12 protein-coding genes are annotated in these 16406 nt (G+C 73.2%); 8 read left to right on the top strand and 4 right to left on the bottom strand.

Going from position 1 to position 16406, the window contains the following annotated elements:
- Positions 1-21: 21 nt before the first annotated feature.
- A complete protein-coding gene (locus AC07DS_RS40140) occupies positions 22-867 on the bottom strand; it encodes an Fpg/Nei family DNA glycosylase (RefSeq protein WP_479153712.1) in 846 nt (281 codons plus the stop codon).
- 74 nt (positions 868-941) lie between these two features.
- On the bottom strand, positions 942-5930 hold the full coding sequence (locus AC07DS_RS40135; protein ID WP_479153711.1) for an ATP-dependent helicase: 4989 nt from the start codon (positions 5928-5930) through the stop codon (positions 942-944).
- Between the two features lie 122 nt (positions 5931-6052).
- Between AC07DS_RS40135 and AC07DS_RS40130 the strand changes: the two genes are divergently transcribed.
- Genes AC07DS_RS40130 through AC07DS_RS40120 form a run of 3 tightly spaced genes read left to right on the top strand, consistent with a single transcriptional unit; the run spans position 6053 to position 8048 of the window.
- Positions 6053-6892, top strand: coding sequence for an AraC family transcriptional regulator (locus AC07DS_RS40130; RefSeq protein WP_479153710.1), 840 nt, complete (start codon positions 6053-6055; stop codon positions 6890-6892).
- Positions 6893-6915: 23 nt separating this feature from the next.
- Positions 6916-7743, top strand: coding sequence for an AzlC family ABC transporter permease (locus AC07DS_RS40125; protein ID WP_479153709.1), 828 nt, complete (start codon positions 6916-6918; stop codon positions 7741-7743).
- Positions 7740-8048 (top strand): AzlD domain-containing protein, encoded by a 309-nt coding sequence (locus AC07DS_RS40120; RefSeq protein WP_479153708.1) that lies wholly within the window; start codon positions 7740-7742, stop codon positions 8046-8048. Before AC07DS_RS40125 ends, AC07DS_RS40120 begins: the two co-directional genes overlap by 4 nt.
- A 117-nt stretch (positions 8049-8165) precedes the next feature.
- Here AC07DS_RS40120 and AC07DS_RS40115 read toward each other — a convergent pair whose 3' ends face one another.
- Positions 8166-9110, bottom strand: coding sequence for a hypothetical protein (locus AC07DS_RS40115; RefSeq protein ID WP_479153707.1), 945 nt, complete (start codon positions 9108-9110; stop codon positions 8166-8168).
- Positions 9111-9190: 80 nt separating this feature from the next.
- Here AC07DS_RS40115 and AC07DS_RS40110 point away from each other — a divergent pair, with 80 nt between their 5' ends.
- Together AC07DS_RS40110 and AC07DS_RS40105 are read left to right on the top strand one after the other, a co-directional pair.
- On the top strand, positions 9191-9385 hold the full coding sequence (locus AC07DS_RS40110; RefSeq protein WP_479153706.1) for a DUF3046 domain-containing protein: 195 nt from the start codon (positions 9191-9193) through the stop codon (positions 9383-9385).
- A gap of 60 nt (positions 9386-9445) precedes the next feature.
- Complete coding sequence (locus AC07DS_RS40105; protein ID WP_479153705.1) at positions 9446-10690, top strand: AI-2E family transporter; 1245 nt, start codon at positions 9446-9448, stop codon at positions 10688-10690.
- 51 nt (positions 10691-10741) lie between these two features.
- On the opposite strand, the gene AC07DS_RS40100 is transcribed toward AC07DS_RS40105, so the two are convergent.
- Positions 10742-11485, bottom strand: coding sequence for a hypothetical protein (locus AC07DS_RS40100; RefSeq protein WP_479153704.1), 744 nt, complete (start codon positions 11483-11485; stop codon positions 10742-10744).
- Between the two features lie 313 nt (positions 11486-11798).
- Between AC07DS_RS40100 and recA the strand changes: the two genes are divergently transcribed.
- The 3 genes from recA (at position 11799) to AC07DS_RS40085 (ending at position 16374) form a co-directional block, all read left to right on the top strand.
- The gene (gene recA, locus AC07DS_RS40095) at positions 11799-12914 is read left to right on the top strand and encodes a recombinase RecA (protein WP_479153703.1); all 1116 of its coding nucleotides are present in this window, start codon (positions 11799-11801) and stop codon (positions 12912-12914) included.
- A 3-nt stretch (positions 12915-12917) separates the two neighbouring features.
- Positions 12918-13670, top strand: coding sequence for a recombination regulator RecX (recX, locus tag AC07DS_RS40090; RefSeq protein ID WP_479153702.1), 753 nt, complete (start codon positions 12918-12920; stop codon positions 13668-13670).
- A gap of 175 nt (positions 13671-13845) precedes the next feature.
- Entirely contained in the window at positions 13846-16374 is a 2529-nt protein-coding gene (locus AC07DS_RS40085; protein WP_479153701.1) for an ABC transporter permease, read from the top strand.
- The last annotated feature ends 32 nt before the right edge of the window (positions 16375-16406 follow it).

Below are 16406 nucleotides of genomic sequence, written 5' to 3'. Positions count from 1 at the left end.
ACGAGCGTTTCTGACGGCCCGTCAATTAGTCGGACGGGGATAGCGGCTGCGCCACTGCTGTGCTGTCCCCGGCGCCGGTGCGGGGCCCGTCTGGCAGGTCGGGCACCAGTAGGTGGGGCGCTCCTGGGATCCGTCGCCCTGGTCGGCCACCCTCACCGGTGTGCGGCAGCGCAGACAGGGGCGGGACGCACGGCCGTACACGAACAGGTCCTGCCGGGGCAGACCCGTGGTCTGGCGGACCGGGCGGTCGCGGTTGGCCTCCAGGAGCTTCTTGGCGAGGGCGGGCAGCTTGGCGGCGCGGTCCGCGGGCAGGACGCCTGCCGGCAGCCAGGGCGTCACGCCGAGCAGGAAGCACAGCTCGCTCTTGTAGACGTTGCCGATGCCGGCGAGATTGCGCTGGTCGAGCAGGGCCTCGCCGAGGGGGCGGGCGGGGTCCGCGAGGAGGTTGGCGAGGGCACGCTCGGGGTCCCAGTCCGGACCGAGCAGGTCGGGTCCCAGGTGGCCGACGACGCGCTCCTCCTCGCCGGTGCGCAGCAACTCCAGCACCTGGAGGCGATAGCCGACGGCGGTGCGATCGAGGGTGCCGAGGATCGCCCGGATCTGGTGCGCCGGGCCGCCCCGCCAGCGCTCGTCCGTGCCGTACACCTTCCAGGCGCCCTCCATGCGCAGGTGCGTGTGCAGGGTCAGGTCGCCCTCGAAGCGGGTGAGCAGGTGTTTGCCGCGCGGGGTCGTGCTCAGGACCGTACGGCCCGTGAGGTCGACCGTCGCGTATTTCGGCACCCGGAAGTCGCTGCGGGTCAGTACCTTGCCCGCGAGGGCCTCGTGCAGCCGCCTCGCGGCCTGCCAGACCGTGTCACCTTCGGGCATGCGTCAAGGGTGCCACGGTGGGGTGACGCGGGGCGGCGTACCCAGGGGGCCGATGCTCCCCGGGACCGCCGTGCTCAGGCTCTCAGCCGCAGACCGCGCGGCGTGGCGATGAAGCCCGCTGCCTCCAGCAGGGTGCCCAGAGGAGAGGTCAGGGCCTGGGCGCCGTTGATCCGCTCCACCGTGACCGTGCCCAGCGAGCCCGCGCGGGCGGCTGCGGCCAGGGCCTCAGCGGCCGTGCCCAGCCGTGGATCGTCGGTGGCGGCGGCATCCGGGTCCGAGGGCCAGGCCAGCAGCGTCTTGCCGCCGCGCTCCATGTACAGCGTCAACTCGCCCTCCACCAGCACGACCAGGGAGCCCGCCTTGCGGCCCGGCTTGTGCCCGGCCCCGTTCGGCGGCTCGGGCCAGGGGAGCGCCGCGCCGTAGGCGTTGGCGGGGTCGGCCGCGGCGAGGACCACGGCGCGCGGGTCGGGGGACGACGGTCGCGTACGACGGTCGCCGAAGCCGCGGCTTGCCGGTGAGCCGTACGGGGTGGCCGCGCCGCCACGGGGGCCGCCGTAGCCGGGGGACGCGAAGGGGTCGGGGGGAGCAAGGTCGCGGGGGGAGACGTACTCGTCGGCGCGACGGTTCTCCGGTGGCCAGGTGAAGTCGTCCCGCGTGGCCGGGTGGTCCTCGGGCGGCCAGGTGAAGTCGCCGTCGAGACCCGGGTGGGCGCGTCCGGCGTCGGCCTGGTCGAAGACGTTCGGGGTGGTGTGGCCGCCGTCGAGGAACAGCGGGTTTCCGCTGCCGAAGACGTTCGGGCCCGGGGCGGGCAGGCCCTCGCCGCGATCGCGGGCGTTGGACACCGCGCGGAGACGGTCGACCGCGCCGTCCATCGCGAACTGGGCTGCCCCCAGGCCCTCGACCACGTAGCCGCGCCGCGCCTGACCGCTCTCCTCGAACGCCGACAGCACGCGGTACACCGCCGAGAAGCCGCCCTCGACGCCCTCCGCGGCGACCGCTCCCCGGGTGACCACACCGTGCCGGTCGAGGAGGGCGCGGGCCAGCGCGTGGGCGCGCACGGTGGCGTCCGGCTCGGCCGCGGGCAGCAGGGCCCAGCGGCCGGCCACCGTGGGCGGGCCGGTGCGGGAGGCGGGGCGGGCCGCGGCCGTCAGGGAGCCGTAGCGGCCGCGCGGGACGGTGCGCTTGGCACGGTGCGCCGTCGAGCCCGCCGTACGGCCCGAGCCCAGCAGGGAGCGCATCGGGGCGAGGGTGTCGTTGGTGAGCCGCCCCGACCACGCCAGGTCCCACAGGGCGTCGGCCAGTTGGGGATCGGTGACGTCGGGGTGGGTGGTGGCGCGGATCTGGTCGGCGATCTGGCGGAAGAACAGGCCGTAGCCGCCGGAGAGCGCGTCCAGGACGGACTGGTGGAGCGCGGTCGGCTCCAGGGGATGCGGCGGCGGCAGGAGCACCGGCGCCGCGTCCGCCATGTACAGCGAGACCCAGCCGTCCTTGCCGGGCAGGGCGCCCGCTCCGGCCCACACCACCTCGCCGGCGGAGGTCAGTTCGTCGAGCATCGACGGCGTGTAACCCGCCACCCGGGAGGGCAGGACCAGCTTCTCCAGCGCGGAGGCCGGCACGGAGGCACCCTGCAACTGCTCGACGGCGCGCACCAGTCCGTCGATGCCGCGCAGACCGTGACCCTTGCCGATGTGCTGCCACTGCGGCAGGAACTGCGCCAGGGCGGCCGGCGGCACCGGCTCCAGCTCGTGGCGCAGCGCGGCCAGGGAGCGGCGGCGCAGCCGGCGCAGTACGGCGGCGTCGCACCACTCCTGGCCGATGCCCGCCGGGTGGAACTCGCCCTGCACGACACGGCCGTTCGCGGCCAGCCGCTGCAGGGCGCCCTCGGTGACCGCCACGCCCAGGCCGAAGCGGGCCGCCGCGGTGGCCGACGTGAAGGGACCGTGGGTGCGGGCGTGGCGCGCGAGGAGGTCGCCGAGCGGGTCCTTCACCGGCTCGGTGAACGCCTCGGGGACACCGACCGGCAGTGCCGTGCCGAGCGCGTCGCGCAGCCGGCCCGCGTCCTCGACGGCCGCCCAGTGGTCCCTGCCCGCGATACGGACCCGGATGACCCGGCGGGCAGCGGCCAGCTCCCGTGCCCACTGCGGCTCGGCGCCCCGCTCGGCCAGCTCGGCGTCGGTCAGCGGGCCGAGCAGGCGCAGCACGTCGGCCACGCCCTCCACGTCCTTGACGCGCCGGTCCTGCGTCAGCCACTGCAGCTCGCGCTCCAGCTCGGCCAGTACCTCCGCGTCGAGCAGCTCGCGCAGCTCCGCCTGGCCCAGCAGCTCCGCCAGCAGCCGGGAGTCCAGGGACAGCGCGGCGGCGCGGCGCTCGGCGAGCGGGGAGTCGCCCTCGTACAGGAACTGGGCGACGTACCCGAAAAGGAGGGACCGGGCGAACGGGGACGGCTCCGGGGTGGTGACCTCGACCAGGCGGACCTTGCGGGACTCGATGTCGCCCATCAGCTCCACGAGGCCAGGGACGTCGAAGACGTCCTGGAGGCACTCGCGGACCGCTTCCAGGACGATCGGGAACGAGCCGAACTCGCTGGCCACCTGCAAAAGCTGGGCCGCCCGCTGGCGCTGCTGCCACAGGGGCGTGCGCTTGCCGGGGTTGCGGCGCGGCAGCAGCAGCGCGCGGGCCGCGCACTCCCGGAACCGGGAGGCGAACAGGGCGGAGCCGCCGACCTGGTCGGTGACGATCTGGTCGACCTCGCCCTTGTCGAAGCCGACGTCCGCCGCGCCCACCGGAGCCTGCTCGCTGTCGTATTCGGTGCCCGCCTTCATGGGCTCCTGGTCGAGCAGGTCCAGGCCCATCAGGTCGGCGTCGGGCAGACGCAGCACGATGCCGTCGTCGGCGTGCATGACCTGCGCGTCCATGCCGTACCGCTCCGCGAGGCGGGCGCCGAGCGCGAGAGCCCAGGGGGCGTGCACCTGGGCGCCGAAGGGGGAGTGGACGACGACCCGCCAGTCGCCCAGCTCGTCGCGGAAGCGCTCGACCACGATCGTGCGGTCGTCCGGGACATGGCCGCAGGCCTCGCGCTGCTCGTCCAGGTAGGACAGGACGTTGTCCGCCGCCCATGTGTCCAGGCCCGCCGCGAGCAGACGCAGCCGGGCGTCGTCCTTGGGCAGCGAGCCGACCTCGCGCAGGAACGCGCCCACCGCACGACCCAGTTCGAGCGGACGGCCCAGCTGGTCGCCCTTCCAGAACGGCAGCCTTCCCGGCACGCCCGGCGCGGGGGAGACCAGCACCCGGTCGCGTGTGATGTCCTCGATGCGCCAGGAACTCGTGCCCAGCGTGAAGACGTCCCCCACCCGGGACTCGTACACCATCTCCTCGTCGAGCTCGCCGACCCGGCCGCCGCCCTTCTTGGGGTCGGAACCGGCGAGGAAGACCCCGAAGAGGCCGCGGTCGGGGATCGTGCCGCCGGAGGTGACGGCGAGGCGCTGGGCGCCCGGCCGGCCGGTGATCGTGCCGGCGACGCGGTCCCACACCACGCGCGGGCGCAGCTCGGCGAACGCGTCGGACGGGTAGCGGCCCGCCAGCATGTCCAGGGTCGCCGTGAACGCCGACTCGGGCAGCGAGGCGAAGGGGGCGGCGCGGCGGACCGTGGCGAGCAGGTCGTCGAACTGCCAGGTGTCCAGCGCCGTCATGGCGACGAGCTGCTGGGCCAGCACGTCCAGCGGGTTCGCGGGGACCCTCAGGGACTCGATGGCACCGGTGCGCATCCGCTCGGTGACCACGGCCGACTGGACCAGGTCGCCCCGGTACTTGGGGAAGACCACACCGGTGGAGACTGCGCCCACCTGGTGCCCCGCGCGGCCGACGCGCTGGAGCCCGGAGGCCACCGAGGGCGGGGACTCGACCTGCACGACGAGGTCGACGGCGCCCATGTCGATGCCCAGCTCCAGGCTGGACGTGGCGACCACGGCGGGCAGCCGGCCCGCCTTCAGGTCCTCCTCGACGAGGGCCCGCTGCTCCTTGGAGACCGAGCCGTGGTGCGCGCGGGCGATCACCGGGGGCGCGCCCTGGGCCGCTCCCGAGCCGCCCATCAGCTCGGCCGGGGCATGGTGCTCCTGCAGCGTCTCGCCGGTCGCCCGCTCGTAGGCGATCTCGTTGAGCCGGTTGCACAGCCGCTCGGCCAGGCGCCGGGAGTTGGCGAACACGATCGTGGAGCGGTGGGCCTGGACCAGGTCGGCGATCCGCTCCTCCACATGCGGCCAGATCGACGGCTTCTCCGTCCCCTCGTTGCCGTCGGCCGCCGGGGAGCCGCCCAGCTCGCCCATGTCCTCGACCGGGACGACGACGGAGAGGTCGAACTCCTTGCCGGACTCCGGCTGGACGATCTCCGCCTTGCGGCGCGGCGAGAGATACCGGGCCACCTCGTCCACCGGCCGCACGGTCGCCGACAGGCCGATCCGGCGGGCCGGCCTCGGCAGCAGCTCGTCCAACCGCTCCAGGGACAGCGCGAGGTGCGCGCCGCGCTTGGTGCCCGCGACCGCGTGCACCTCGTCCAGGATCACCGTCTCCACGCCCGTCAGCGCGTCCCGCGTGGCAGACGTGAGCATCAGGAACAGCGACTCGGGGGTGGTGATCAGGATGTCCGGCGGACGCGTGGACAGCGCGCGCCGCTCGGCGGCCGGGGTGTCGCCGGAGCGGATGCCGACCTTCACCTCGGGCTCGGGCAGGCCCAGGCGCACGGACTCCTGGCGGATACCGGTCAGCGGGCTGCGCAGGTTCCGCTCGACGTCGACCGCGAGCGCCTTCAGCGGTGACACGTACAGCACCCGGCAGCGCTTCTTCGGGTCGGCCGGGGAAGGGGTCGAGGCCAGCTGGTCAAGGGCGGCGAGGAACGCGGCCAGCGTCTTGCCCGAGCCGGTGGGGGCGACCACCAGCACGTCCGAGCCCTCGCGGATGGCCTGCCACGCGCCCGCCTGGGCCGCGGTGGGCGCGGAGAACGCCCCCGTGAACCAGCCGCGGGTCGCGGGCGAGAAGCCGTCGAGGGCTCGGTGTGCGGAGCTGACCATGCCACCCATCCTGCACCCGGCCACTGACAATCGTGCTGACCTGCAAGGAACAGGCGACCTGCAAGGAACAGGCGGGAGCGGGCCGAGGCGGACGGCCGGCGGACGGGACGGACAATGGTCGTATGACGGGTTCAGCGGAGCGGGCGCGGCACTGGCGGTACGAGGAGCTTCCCGGCGTCGACCTGCTGCGCGCCCACTACATCCGCAAGACCTTCGTCCGGCACACCCACGAGAACTTCGTGATCGCGGCCATCGCCGACGGCGTCGAGGTCTTCCATCACCGCGGCTCCGACGTGTCCGCCGGCGCAGGTGCCCTGGCACTGGTCAATCCGGACACCCCGCACACGGGCCGGGCCGGAGTGCCCGAGGGCTGGCGGTACGGTGCGGTCTACCCCTCGCCCGAGGTGGTGGCCGGGATCGCGGCCGAGACCACCACGATCCGCGGCACACCCGGCTTCGTCAGTCCGGTCCTCGACGATCCGTACGCCGTCCGCCTGGTCCATCAGGTGCTCCGCGCCGCCGACGAGGGCAACGCGCTGGCCGCGGACACCCTGCTGCGCGTGGCCGTCACCAGACTGCTGCAGCTCAACGGCGGGCCGCTGCCGCAGCGGCGGACGCGGACCGCCGGAGCGCGGACCGCGGCACGCGCGCGTGCCGTGCTGGAGGAGCGGATGGCCGAGCCGCCGACCCTGGAACGCCTCGCCACCGACCTCGGAACCAGCCCGTTCGCCCTGCTGCGGGCGTTCCGCGACGCCTACGGCATGCCGCCGCACACCTGGCTGACCGACGCCCGGGTACGGCGCGCGCGGCTGTTGCTCGACGCGGGTACGGCGCCCGCCGAGGCGGCCGCCGCCGTCGGCTTCACGGACCAGCCGCACCTCAACCGCCACTTCACCCGGATCGTCGGCGTCCCCCCGGGCGCGTACCAGCGCGAGCGCAAGAACGTACAAGACCTGGGCTGACGACCGCCCGTAACGTCAGAGGCGTGGCACAACAGACAGCACTCGCGGACATGGCCGCCGACGGCACGGAAAAGCCCGACTCCGCCGTCGTACGGGACGCCTTGGGCGTCGGTGTCGCCGTCGGGCTGTCCGGGGTCGCCTTCGGGGTGACCTCGGTCGGCAGCGGACTCGGACTCATGCAGACCTGCGCGCTCAGCCTCCTGGTGTTCACCGGCGCCTCCCAGTTCGCCCTGGTGGGCGCGCTCGCCGCCGGCGGCAATCCGTTGACGGCCGCCGCCGGCGCGTTCTTCCTGGGCGTGCGCAACGCCTTCTACGGGTTGCGGCTGTCGCAGCTGCTGGCCCTCCCGCGCGCGGTGCGGCCGTTCGCCGCGCAGTGGGTGATCGACGAGACCACGGCGGTGACCCTGGCCCAGCCGACCCGGCGGGCCGCGCGGATCGGGTTCACCGTCACCGGGCTCAGTCTCTATCTGCTGTGGAACCTCACCACGCTGCTCGGCGCGGTGGGTGCGAAGGCCATCGGGGACAGCGACGCGTGGGGCCTGGACGCGGCCGGACCGGCGGTCTTCCTGGCCCTGCTCGCGCCGATGCTGAAGACGTCCACCGAGCGCATGGTCGCGGGCCTCGCGATCCTGCTGGGCCTCGGCCTGCTGCCCGTCCTGCCGGCCGGCGTACCGGTCCTGGTGGCCGCGCTGGCGGCACCGGCCGTGCTGTTCGCCGAGGGGCGGCGCAGCGGTCGCACCCGGCCGGACGCGCGGGATGTACAGGGCGAGCCGGACGGTCAGGGCGAGCCGGACGGTCAGGGCGTGCCCGACGGTCAGGATGTGCCGAGCGGATCGGAGGAGGTCCGATGAACACGTGGATCGCGATCGCTGCGACCGCTCTCGGCTGCTACGTCGTCAAACTCGCCGGACTGCTCGTCCCCGCAGACGTCCTGGAGCGGCCGTTCGTCCGGCGGATCGCCGCCCTGCTGCCCGTCGCCCTCCTCGCCGCGCTCACGGCCCAGCAGACGTTCGCCGACGGGCACACGCTCGTGCTGGACGCGAGGGCCGCCGGACTCGGCGCGGCCGCCCTGGCGCTGGTGCTGCGGGCACCGTTCCTGCTGGTCGTCGCGGCGGCCGTGGTGGTGACGGCGGGGGTGCGGGCGATCGGTGGGTGAGCGCGGCCGGGCTCGGCGGGCTGACAGGCTCAGCCGGGTCACCCGGGTCACCCGGGTTCAGCGAGGTCGGTCGGGCTCAGACCGGGGGCGGCCGCGCTCAGCCCGGTGCAGCTGGGCTCAGCCCACGAAGCGGCTGTACGCCCTGAGGGTGCGCAGCGCCTCGATGGTCACCACGGGGCGCGCCTCCAGCGTGGGCGCCGGTGACCAGTGGTGCCAGCGGACGGGCCAGCCGCCGTCCTCCTGCTGCTCGGCCGCGAGGTGGTCCAGGGAGCGTGCCATCTCCGCGTCCGTGAACCACGCGCGCGCGAGCGATTGCGGGCTCTTCGCGAAGTCGTGCGGGAAGTGGTGCTCGCCCGGGGCGTAGCCGGGAGCGACCGGGAATGCGTCGAGGTGATCCGGGTCCAGGGCCGCCAGCCGTTGCTCGCGCACGAGGCGGCCGAGACGGTCGGCGGCGGCCTCCGCGCGCGAGCGGTCGGGGGCGGAGTCCAGGAAGGCCACGGCGGCCTCCACCTCGTAGGGGTGGGACTTCTCCAGGGACTCCACGGCCTGCCAGCAGAAGTCGGTGGCCCGGAACAGCCAGGCGTGCCAGACCTCGTTGCGGTGCAGGATTCCGACCACGGGGCCGGTGGCGAGCAGCTCGCTCGGGGGGTTGTCCAGCACCGGGACGAACGGGGCCGCCGGGTAGCCGCGCTGGCTGGGGTGGATCGCCGGCAGGGCGCCGTCCGCGGTGGAGACGGAGGTCAGATAGCGGCACACCCGCTCCACCCGCTGCCCGCCGCAGCGCCCGACGGCGTCCAGGACGCGCAGCGCGTGACCGGTGTGCAGGGGCTGGCTCACCGGGCCGCGCAGATCGGGCTCCAGCGCGTGGCCGTACCCGCCGTCCTCGTTGCGGTAGGCGTCCAGCGCCGCCTCCACCGGATCGGCGGCGCCGTTCAGGAAGTGGTACGCGAAAAGCCGCTGCTCCAGCACGCGCGCGGTGAGCCAGACGAACTGTTCGGCGCGGAAGAGCGGGGAGCGCGCCGGGGGCGTAGAGGGCAGGGAGGAAGCTCCTGATTCGGCCATGCGACAGACCGTAGGGCGGAAAGCGGTCTCGGCAAGCGGTCCCGGGCGGGCCCCACTCTCAGGGGCGGGATACTGGAGTCATGCGGTTGACGGTCTTCTGGCAGCGGATGGCGGAACACTTCGGTCCGGGGTACGCCGACACCTTCGCGCGTGATCATGTGATGTCGGAGCTGGGCGAGCGCACGGTGCACGAGGCGCTGGACGCCGGCTGGGCGGCCAAGGACGTGTGGCGCGTGGTCTGTTCGGTCATGAACGTGCCCGGGGAGCGGCACTGACCGGGCACGAACTTCCCGGGCGGCCATCGGGTTGTCGGCGGCGTGGGCGAGACTTGGCCCGTGGCACCCACTGACGAGACCGTGCCGGTCGACCGGCACGCAGCATCCCCGACCGCTTCGACGACGCCCGACCGGCCCCCGGCCGACGCCGCCGCGCCGGGCGGCCGCATGCCGCGCTGGCTGCCGCGCGCCATGGTGCTCGCGCTCGCGCTCATAGCCGCTTTCCAGCTGGGCAGCTGGGCCTTCCACCAGCTGACCGGACTGTTGATCAACATATTGATCGCGTTCTTCCTGGCCCTCGCCATAGAGCCCGCGGTGAGCTGGATGGCCGCCCGCGGCATGCGCAGGGGACTCGCCACCTTCCTGGTCTTCCTGGGCCTGGTGATCGTCACCGCCGGCTTCATCACGTTGCTCGGCTCGATGCTGGCCGGCCAGATCATCAAGATGGTCGAGGGCTTCCCCGACTACCTGGACTCGGTCATCAACTGGATCAACGAGACGTTCCACACGGACCTGAGGCGTGTGGACGTCCAGGAGGGCCTGCTGCACTCCGACTGGCTGCGCAAGTACGCGCAGAACAGCGCGGCCGGAGTGCTCGACGTGTCCGCCCAGGTGCTCGGCGGGCTCTTCCAGCTGCTGACGGTCACGCTGTTCTCGTTCTACTTCGCCGCCGACGGTCCCCGGCTGCGCCGCGCGCTGTGCTCCGTCCTGCCACCCGCGCGCCAGGCGGAGGTGCTGCGGGCCTGGGAGATCGCCGTCGACAAGACGGGCGGCTACCTCTACTCGCGCGGTCTGATGGCGCTCATCTCCGGGATAGCGCACTACATCCTGTTCCAGGCCCTGGGCGTGCCGTACGCGCCCGTGCTCGGTGTCTGGGTGGGTCTCGTCTCACAGTTCATCCCGACCATCGGCACCTACCTGGCGGGTGCGCTGCCGATGCTGATCGCGTTCACCGTGGACCCCTGGTACGCGGTGTGGGTGCTGGTCTTCGTCGTGGTCTACCAGCAGTTCGAGAACTACATGCTGCAGCCCAAGCTGACCGCCAAGACCGTCGACATCCACCCGGCCGTCGCCTTCGGCTCGGTGATCGCGGGCACCGCGCTGCTGGGCGCGGTCGGCGCGCTGATCGCCATCCCGGCGGTCGCGACGCTGCAGGCCTTCCTGGGCGCGTACGTGAAGCGGTACGCCGTCACGGACGATCCCCGGGTGCACGGACACCGCACACGGGGGTCCGGCCGTCCAGGGGGGCGCACCCGGATACGGCAGCTGTGGGAACGGCGGCCCGGCACGGAGGAGTCCTCGTAAGGTCCCTGGCTAGAGGCCGTGGTCAGTAAGGTCCCTGGCCCGGGGCCGTGGTCAGTACGTCAGGACCGCCCACACCCCGGCAGCTGCGACGGCCGCCGCGTAACAACCCACCGCGGCGGCCACGACACGCCACCGAGCGCGCTCGCTCCAGGTCGTGCGGGACAGCAGCCAGGCCAGCAGCGGCAGGACCAGGACGGCGTGCAGGCTCACTCCGTGCAGCGGCTTGAGCGGGGCCGTCGAATGATAGGCGGCCTCTTGGTGGCCGGTCCGGGTGAGCACGACCCCGCGCGCGATCATCGCCGCGCCCGAGGCCAGCGCCACGAGCAGGATCGCGAACCCCGAGCGCACCGCGAGCGGCATGCCGGCGGGGCCCGCCGGGCGGTGCCGGAAGGACGCGACGGCGAAGACGGTGAGCAACGCCACCAGGACACCACCGCCCACCGCGAGTGTCATCGACACCGCGGTGTCGAAGGGGGTCTCCATGTTCAGGTGCGAGGGCACCCGGCGCCAGGCCTGAAGGGTGATGCCGCCGACCTCCAGCACACAGTCCGCGGCGAAGACCGCGAGCAGGACGGTGCGCAGCCGCGACCCGATGCGCAGGTACGACGTGACCCAGGTGATCGCGATCAGCGTCACCCCGAAGGAGAGCCCGAACGTGACGGGCTTGCGCCAGGAGACGGGACCGTCCCAGGGGCCGCCGTCGACCGCGAACACCACCAGGTGGGCGAGACCGGAGAGAACGAGAAGCAGACCGGTCGCGTGACACAGCCGCTCGGCGGGGCGCGGATTCTTCATGGGCCCAGGCTTCCGGGAGCGCGCCGTGCGGTCGTCGTCCGGCCGAAGACACCCCCTCTACGACGCCGGGAGTAGGGCGGGCGCCGCGGCGTGGGAGGGGGCTGCGGGCAGTGCGTGGTGCGCTTGACACAAAAATCGAACATCCATTCTCATGGAGGCTCGGGCAAGGCTCCGGAAGGGGATTCCGGCATGTTTCATGTTGAGATGTCCCCTTGTTATCCACAGGCCGGGCCGACGTCGGGGCGCATTGTCAGTGGCAGGCGTTAGCGTCTTTGACGTGAAGCGATCGACTCAAGCAAACCGGGTGGAACCCATGGCAGGAACCGACCGCGAGAAGGCGCTCGACGCCGCGCTCGCACAGATTGAACGACAATTCGGCAAGGGCGCGGTCATGCGCATGGGCGAGCGGTCGCGGGAGCCCATCGAGGTCATCCCGACCGGGTCGACCGCACTCGACGTCGCCCTCGGCGTCGGTGGGCTGCCGCGCGGCCGTGTGGTCGAGATCTACGGCCCGGAGTCCTCCGGTAAGACGACCCTGACCCTGCACGCCGTGGCCAACGCCCAGAAGGCGGGCGGCCAGGTCGCCTTCGTGGACGCCGAGCACGCCCTCGACCCCGAGTACGCGCGCAAGCTCGGTGTCGACATCGACAACCTGATCCTCTCCCAGCCCGACAACGGCGAGCAGGCCCTGGAGATCGTGGACATGCTCGTCCGCTCCGGCGCCCTCGACCTCATCGTCATCGACTCCGTCGCCGCGCTCGTCCCGCGTGCGGAGATCGAGGGCGAGATGGGTGACAGCCACGTCGGTCTGCAGGCCCGACTGATGAGCCAGGCGCTGCGGAAGATCACCAGCGCGCTCAACCAGTCCAAGACCACCGCGATCTTCATCAACCAGCTGCGCGAGAAGATCGGCGTGATGTTCGGCTCCCCGGAGACCACGACCGGTGGCCGGGCGCTGAAGTTCTACGCCTCGGTGCGTATCGACATCCGCCGCATCGAGACCCTGAAGGACGGCACGGAGGCGGTCGGCAACCGGACCCGCTGCAAGGTCGTCAAGAACAAGGTCGCCCCGCCGTTCAAGCAGGCCGAGTTCGACATCCTCTACGGCCAGGGCATCAGCCGCGAGGGCGGCCTGATCGACATGGGCGTGGAGCACGGCTTCGTCCGCAAGGCCGGCGCCTGGTACACGTACGAGGGCGACCAGCTCGGCCAGGGCAAGGAGAACGCGCGCAACTTCCTCAAGGACAACCCGGACCTGGCCAACGAGATCGAGAAGAAGATCAAGGAGAAGCTGGGCGTGGGTGTCCGGCCGGAGGAGCCCTCCGCCGAGCCGGGCGCGGACGCGGCGGTGGCCGGCCCGGCCGAGGACGACGCCAAGGCGGCGCCCGCCAAGGCCACCAAGCCCAAGGCCGCCACTGCCAAGAGCTGACCCGTGACACGACGAACCGACTGGGCCGAGTACGAGCACGCCATCCCCGGTGCCCCAGGGGGAAGAGGCAGCGGCGGCGACTCGGGCTCCGCCACGGCCGGTGACGACGGGTACGGCGACGGGGAGCACGGCGGGGCCGGGCCACGGGGCGCTCGGGGGCGCAGCCGTGGCCGCAGGCGGGGCGGCTTCGGGGAGCCGCCCGGTGAGGACGAAGGCACCCCTACCTCGTCGAGGGCCGAGCAGGGGGAGTCTTCAGGGGACCCGGCTGAGCGGGCGCGGGCGATCTGCCTGCGCCTGCTCACCGGGACCCCGCGCACCCGCAAGCAGCTCGGGGACGCCCTGCGCAAGCGGGAGATCCCCGAGGACGTGGCCGAGGAGGTGCTGTCCCGGTTCGAAGAGGTCGGGCTCATCGACGACAGCGCGTTCGCGGACGCCTGGGTGGAGTCCCGGCACCACGGCCGGGGGCTCGCCCGCCGCGCGCTCGCCCGGGAGCTGCGCACCAAGGGCGTCGACTCCGCGCTGATCGACGAGGCCGTCGGCCGGCTCGACTCCGAGCAGGAGGAGGCGACCGCCCGCGAGCTGGTCGCCCGCAAGCTGCGGGCCACCCGTGGCCTCGACCGCGACAAGCGGCTCCGGCGTCTCGCCGGCATGCTCGCCCGCAAGGGCTATCCCGAGGGCATGGCCCTCCGCGTGGTCCGCCAGGCCCTGGAGGAAGAGGGCGAGGACACGGAGTTCCTCGAGGGCGAATCGTTCTGACAGCCGGGCGCCCGGTTTGGCGGTGGGGTTAACCCCCGGCCAAGACGCCGGGCCACCGCAGTGCTTCCGGACCCGTGCACGCGCGAGTGTGTATCCATGCCCCGGACCACGGCCCGAGCCGAGGCCGGAGCGGCGCACGGACCCCCGAGACGCACAGCAGAAGAGAGCCGCCCCGATGATGCTGCGTTACGCCCTCCAGACCGTCCGCGCCCGAAAGGCGGGCTTTCTCGGCGCCTTCCTCGCCCTGATGTGCGCGGCCGCTCTGATCACCGCCTGTGGCACCCTCCTCGACACCGGCCTGCGCGGCACGATCCGCACCGAGCGCTATGCCGCCGCTCCCGTCGTGGTCTCCGCCGACCAGTACGTCCACCAGACCACCGTGAAGCACAAGAAGGGCAAGACCAAGGTCAAGCACAAGGCGAAACCCGTCGCCGAACGCGCCTGGCTCTCGGCGGACCTGCGCGACACCATCGCCCGCACCCCCGGCGTCGCCCGTGTCGTCCCCGAACTGACCTTCCTGGCCCAGCCGTTGACCCAGGCCGGCACCGACGGCCGTACCGCCTACGGGCATGCCTGGGACTCCGCGGCGCTGACGCCGTACCGGCTGACCACGGGCAGTGCGCCCAAGGCCGCCGGCGACCTCGTCATCGACGACGACCTCGCGGCGCGCGCCCACCTCGGCCCCGGCGACCGCCTCACCGTGCAGTCGACGCAGTCCCCGCGCAGCTACCGGATCACCGGTATCGCCACACCGGCCACCGCCGTCCGCCACCAGACGTCGCTGTTCTTCGCCACGGCGGAGGCCGAGCGGCTGGCCGCGCACCCCGGGCAGGTCACCGCGTTCGGCGTGCTCCCGGCCAGGGGCGCCGCCCCGGAGGCGGTGCGGCAGGCCGTGGCGCGGGCACTGCACGGCACCACCGCGCAGGTCAGCGCCGGCGACGCCCGCGGGCCCGTCGAGTTCCTGGACGCGGCCGCCGCCCGCACCCGGCTGGTCAGCATGGGCGGCGCGATGGGCGGCACCTCGCTGCTGGTGGCGGTACTCGTGGTCGTCGGCACCTTCGCCCTCTCCGTCCAGCAGCGCCACCGCGAACTCGCCCTGCTCCGCGCCATCGCCGCCACGCCCGGACAGATCCGCACCCTGCTGGGCCGGGAGGCACTGATCGTCGGCGCGGCGGCGGGCAGCGCCGGCGCACTGCTCGGGCTGCCGCTGGGCGGCTGGCTGCACTCCAGGTTCGTCGCCCTGGGCGCCGTACCCGTCACCCTCCAGCACACCGTCAGCGTCTTCCCGCCCCTCGCCGCCCTTGCCGCCACCCTGCTCGGTGCCTGGGCCGCGGCCCGGATCGCCTCCCGCAGGATCGCCGGGATCCGCCCGGCGGAAGCCCTGGCGGAGGCCAGGACCGAACGCGCCCGCCCGGCCTGGGGGCGTATCGCCGCCGGTCTGCTGCTCCTCGCCGGCGGAGTCGTCCTCGTCGCCGTCCTCGGCTCCCTGCGCACCGAGCCCGCCTCGACTCCCGTGACCTTCCTCGCCGTCGTCGTCCTGTCCACCTCCGTGGCCCTGCTCGGCCCGCTGCTCGTCAAGGCGGCCGCGCTGCTGCTGGCCGGCCCCCTGCGGCTCACCGGTCACGGCGGCCGCCTCGCCACCGCCAACCTGCGCGGCAACGCCACCCGGATGGCCTCCGTCGTCACCCCCCTCACCCTGCTCATCGGCATGACCTGCACCGTCCTGTTCGTCCAGTCGACCCTCGGTGGCGCCGCCCGGAGCCAGGCGCGCGAGGGCGTCACCGCCGACTGGGTCGTCGCCGCCCAGGGGCCCGGTGTCCCGGGCGAGGCCGCACGGCTGCTGCGCGCGCAGCACGACACCGTCACCGAGGTGGTCCGCACGACCGTCCGCATCGGCCTCGACAAATACCCGGCCCAGGGCGTCACGCCGACCGGTCTCACCCGCACCTGGGACCCGAAGGTCACCGCCGGCTCCCTCCGCGATCTCGCCCCCGGCACCGTTGCCGTCAGTGAACTGGCCGCGGACCAGCACCACTTGAAGCCCGGAAGCACTCTGAAACTCACGCTCGGCGACGGCACGCCCGCCACGCTCACCGTCGCCGCCGTCTACGACCGGGGTCTCGGCTTCGGCGACCTCACCTTCGCCCACGACCTCGTGGCCCGGCACATCGACAATCCGCTCGCCTCCTCCGTCCTCGTCGGCACGACCCGTACACAGACACAACTCGCGACTACGCTGCGTGAGTTCCCGAGTCTGCGGATTCTTTCGCCGGCCGCCGCGGATTCCCTCCAGGCCGACCGACAGCAGGCGAACGCCGAGGTGAACTACCTGGCCATGGGGCTTGTGCTGGCCTTCACCGCCATCGCGGTCGTCAACACCCTCGCCATGTCGGTCGCTGAGCGTGTCCGGGAGTTCGCCCTGCTCCGCCTCGCCGGAGCGACCCGCCGTCAGGTACTTCGCGTGCTGCGCACTGAGGTGCTGTCCGTGCTGCTCCTCGCCACCGCGCTCGGCAGCGGCATCGCGCTCGCCGTACTCACCGCGTTCAGCGTCGGCATGACCGGCCGGGCGGCCCCCACGGTCACACCCCTGCTCTACGTCGGCGTGGTCGCGGTCGCCGCCCTGCTAGCGCTCGTCTCCAGCGCCCTTCCGGGCCGCGCGGCGCTGCGTGTCCCGGCGGTGACGGTGGCCACGGCGAAGGAGTGAGGAGGAGGGGCAGGCCCCGGCCGCCGTCCCGT

The organism is Streptomyces sp. NPDC044064 (genome assembly GCF_056434245.1).
The sequence above is the reverse complement of the archived record's forward strand: the minus strand, read 5'-3'. Positions and strand labels throughout refer to the sequence as shown.

Coding starts and splice junctions, on each gene's coding strand:
- AC07DS_RS40140 (WP_479153712.1), bottom strand. CDS start 867: ATGCCCGAAGGTGACACGGTCTGGCAGGCCGCGAGGCGGCTGCACGAG.
- AC07DS_RS40135 (WP_479153711.1), bottom strand. CDS start 5,930: ATGGTCAGCTCCGCACACCGAGCCCTCGACGGCTTCTCGCCCGCGACC.
- AC07DS_RS40130 (WP_479153710.1), top strand. CDS start 6,053: ATGACGGGTTCAGCGGAGCGGGCGCGGCACTGGCGGTACGAGGAGCTT.
- AC07DS_RS40120 (WP_479153708.1), top strand. CDS start 7,740: ATGAACACGTGGATCGCGATCGCTGCGACCGCTCTCGGCTGCTACGTC.
- AC07DS_RS40115 (WP_479153707.1), bottom strand. CDS start 9,110: ATGGCCGAATCAGGAGCTTCCTCCCTGCCCTCTACGCCCCCGGCGCGC.
- AC07DS_RS40110 (WP_479153706.1), top strand. CDS start 9,191: ATGCGGTTGACGGTCTTCTGGCAGCGGATGGCGGAACACTTCGGTCCG.
- AC07DS_RS40100 (WP_479153704.1), bottom strand. CDS start 11,485: ATGAAGAATCCGCGCCCCGCCGAGCGGCTGTGTCACGCGACCGGTCTG.
- recA (WP_479153703.1), top strand. CDS start 11,799: ATGGCAGGAACCGACCGCGAGAAGGCGCTCGACGCCGCGCTCGCACAG.
- AC07DS_RS40085 (WP_479153701.1), top strand. CDS start 13,846: ATGATGCTGCGTTACGCCCTCCAGACCGTCCGCGCCCGAAAGGCGGGC.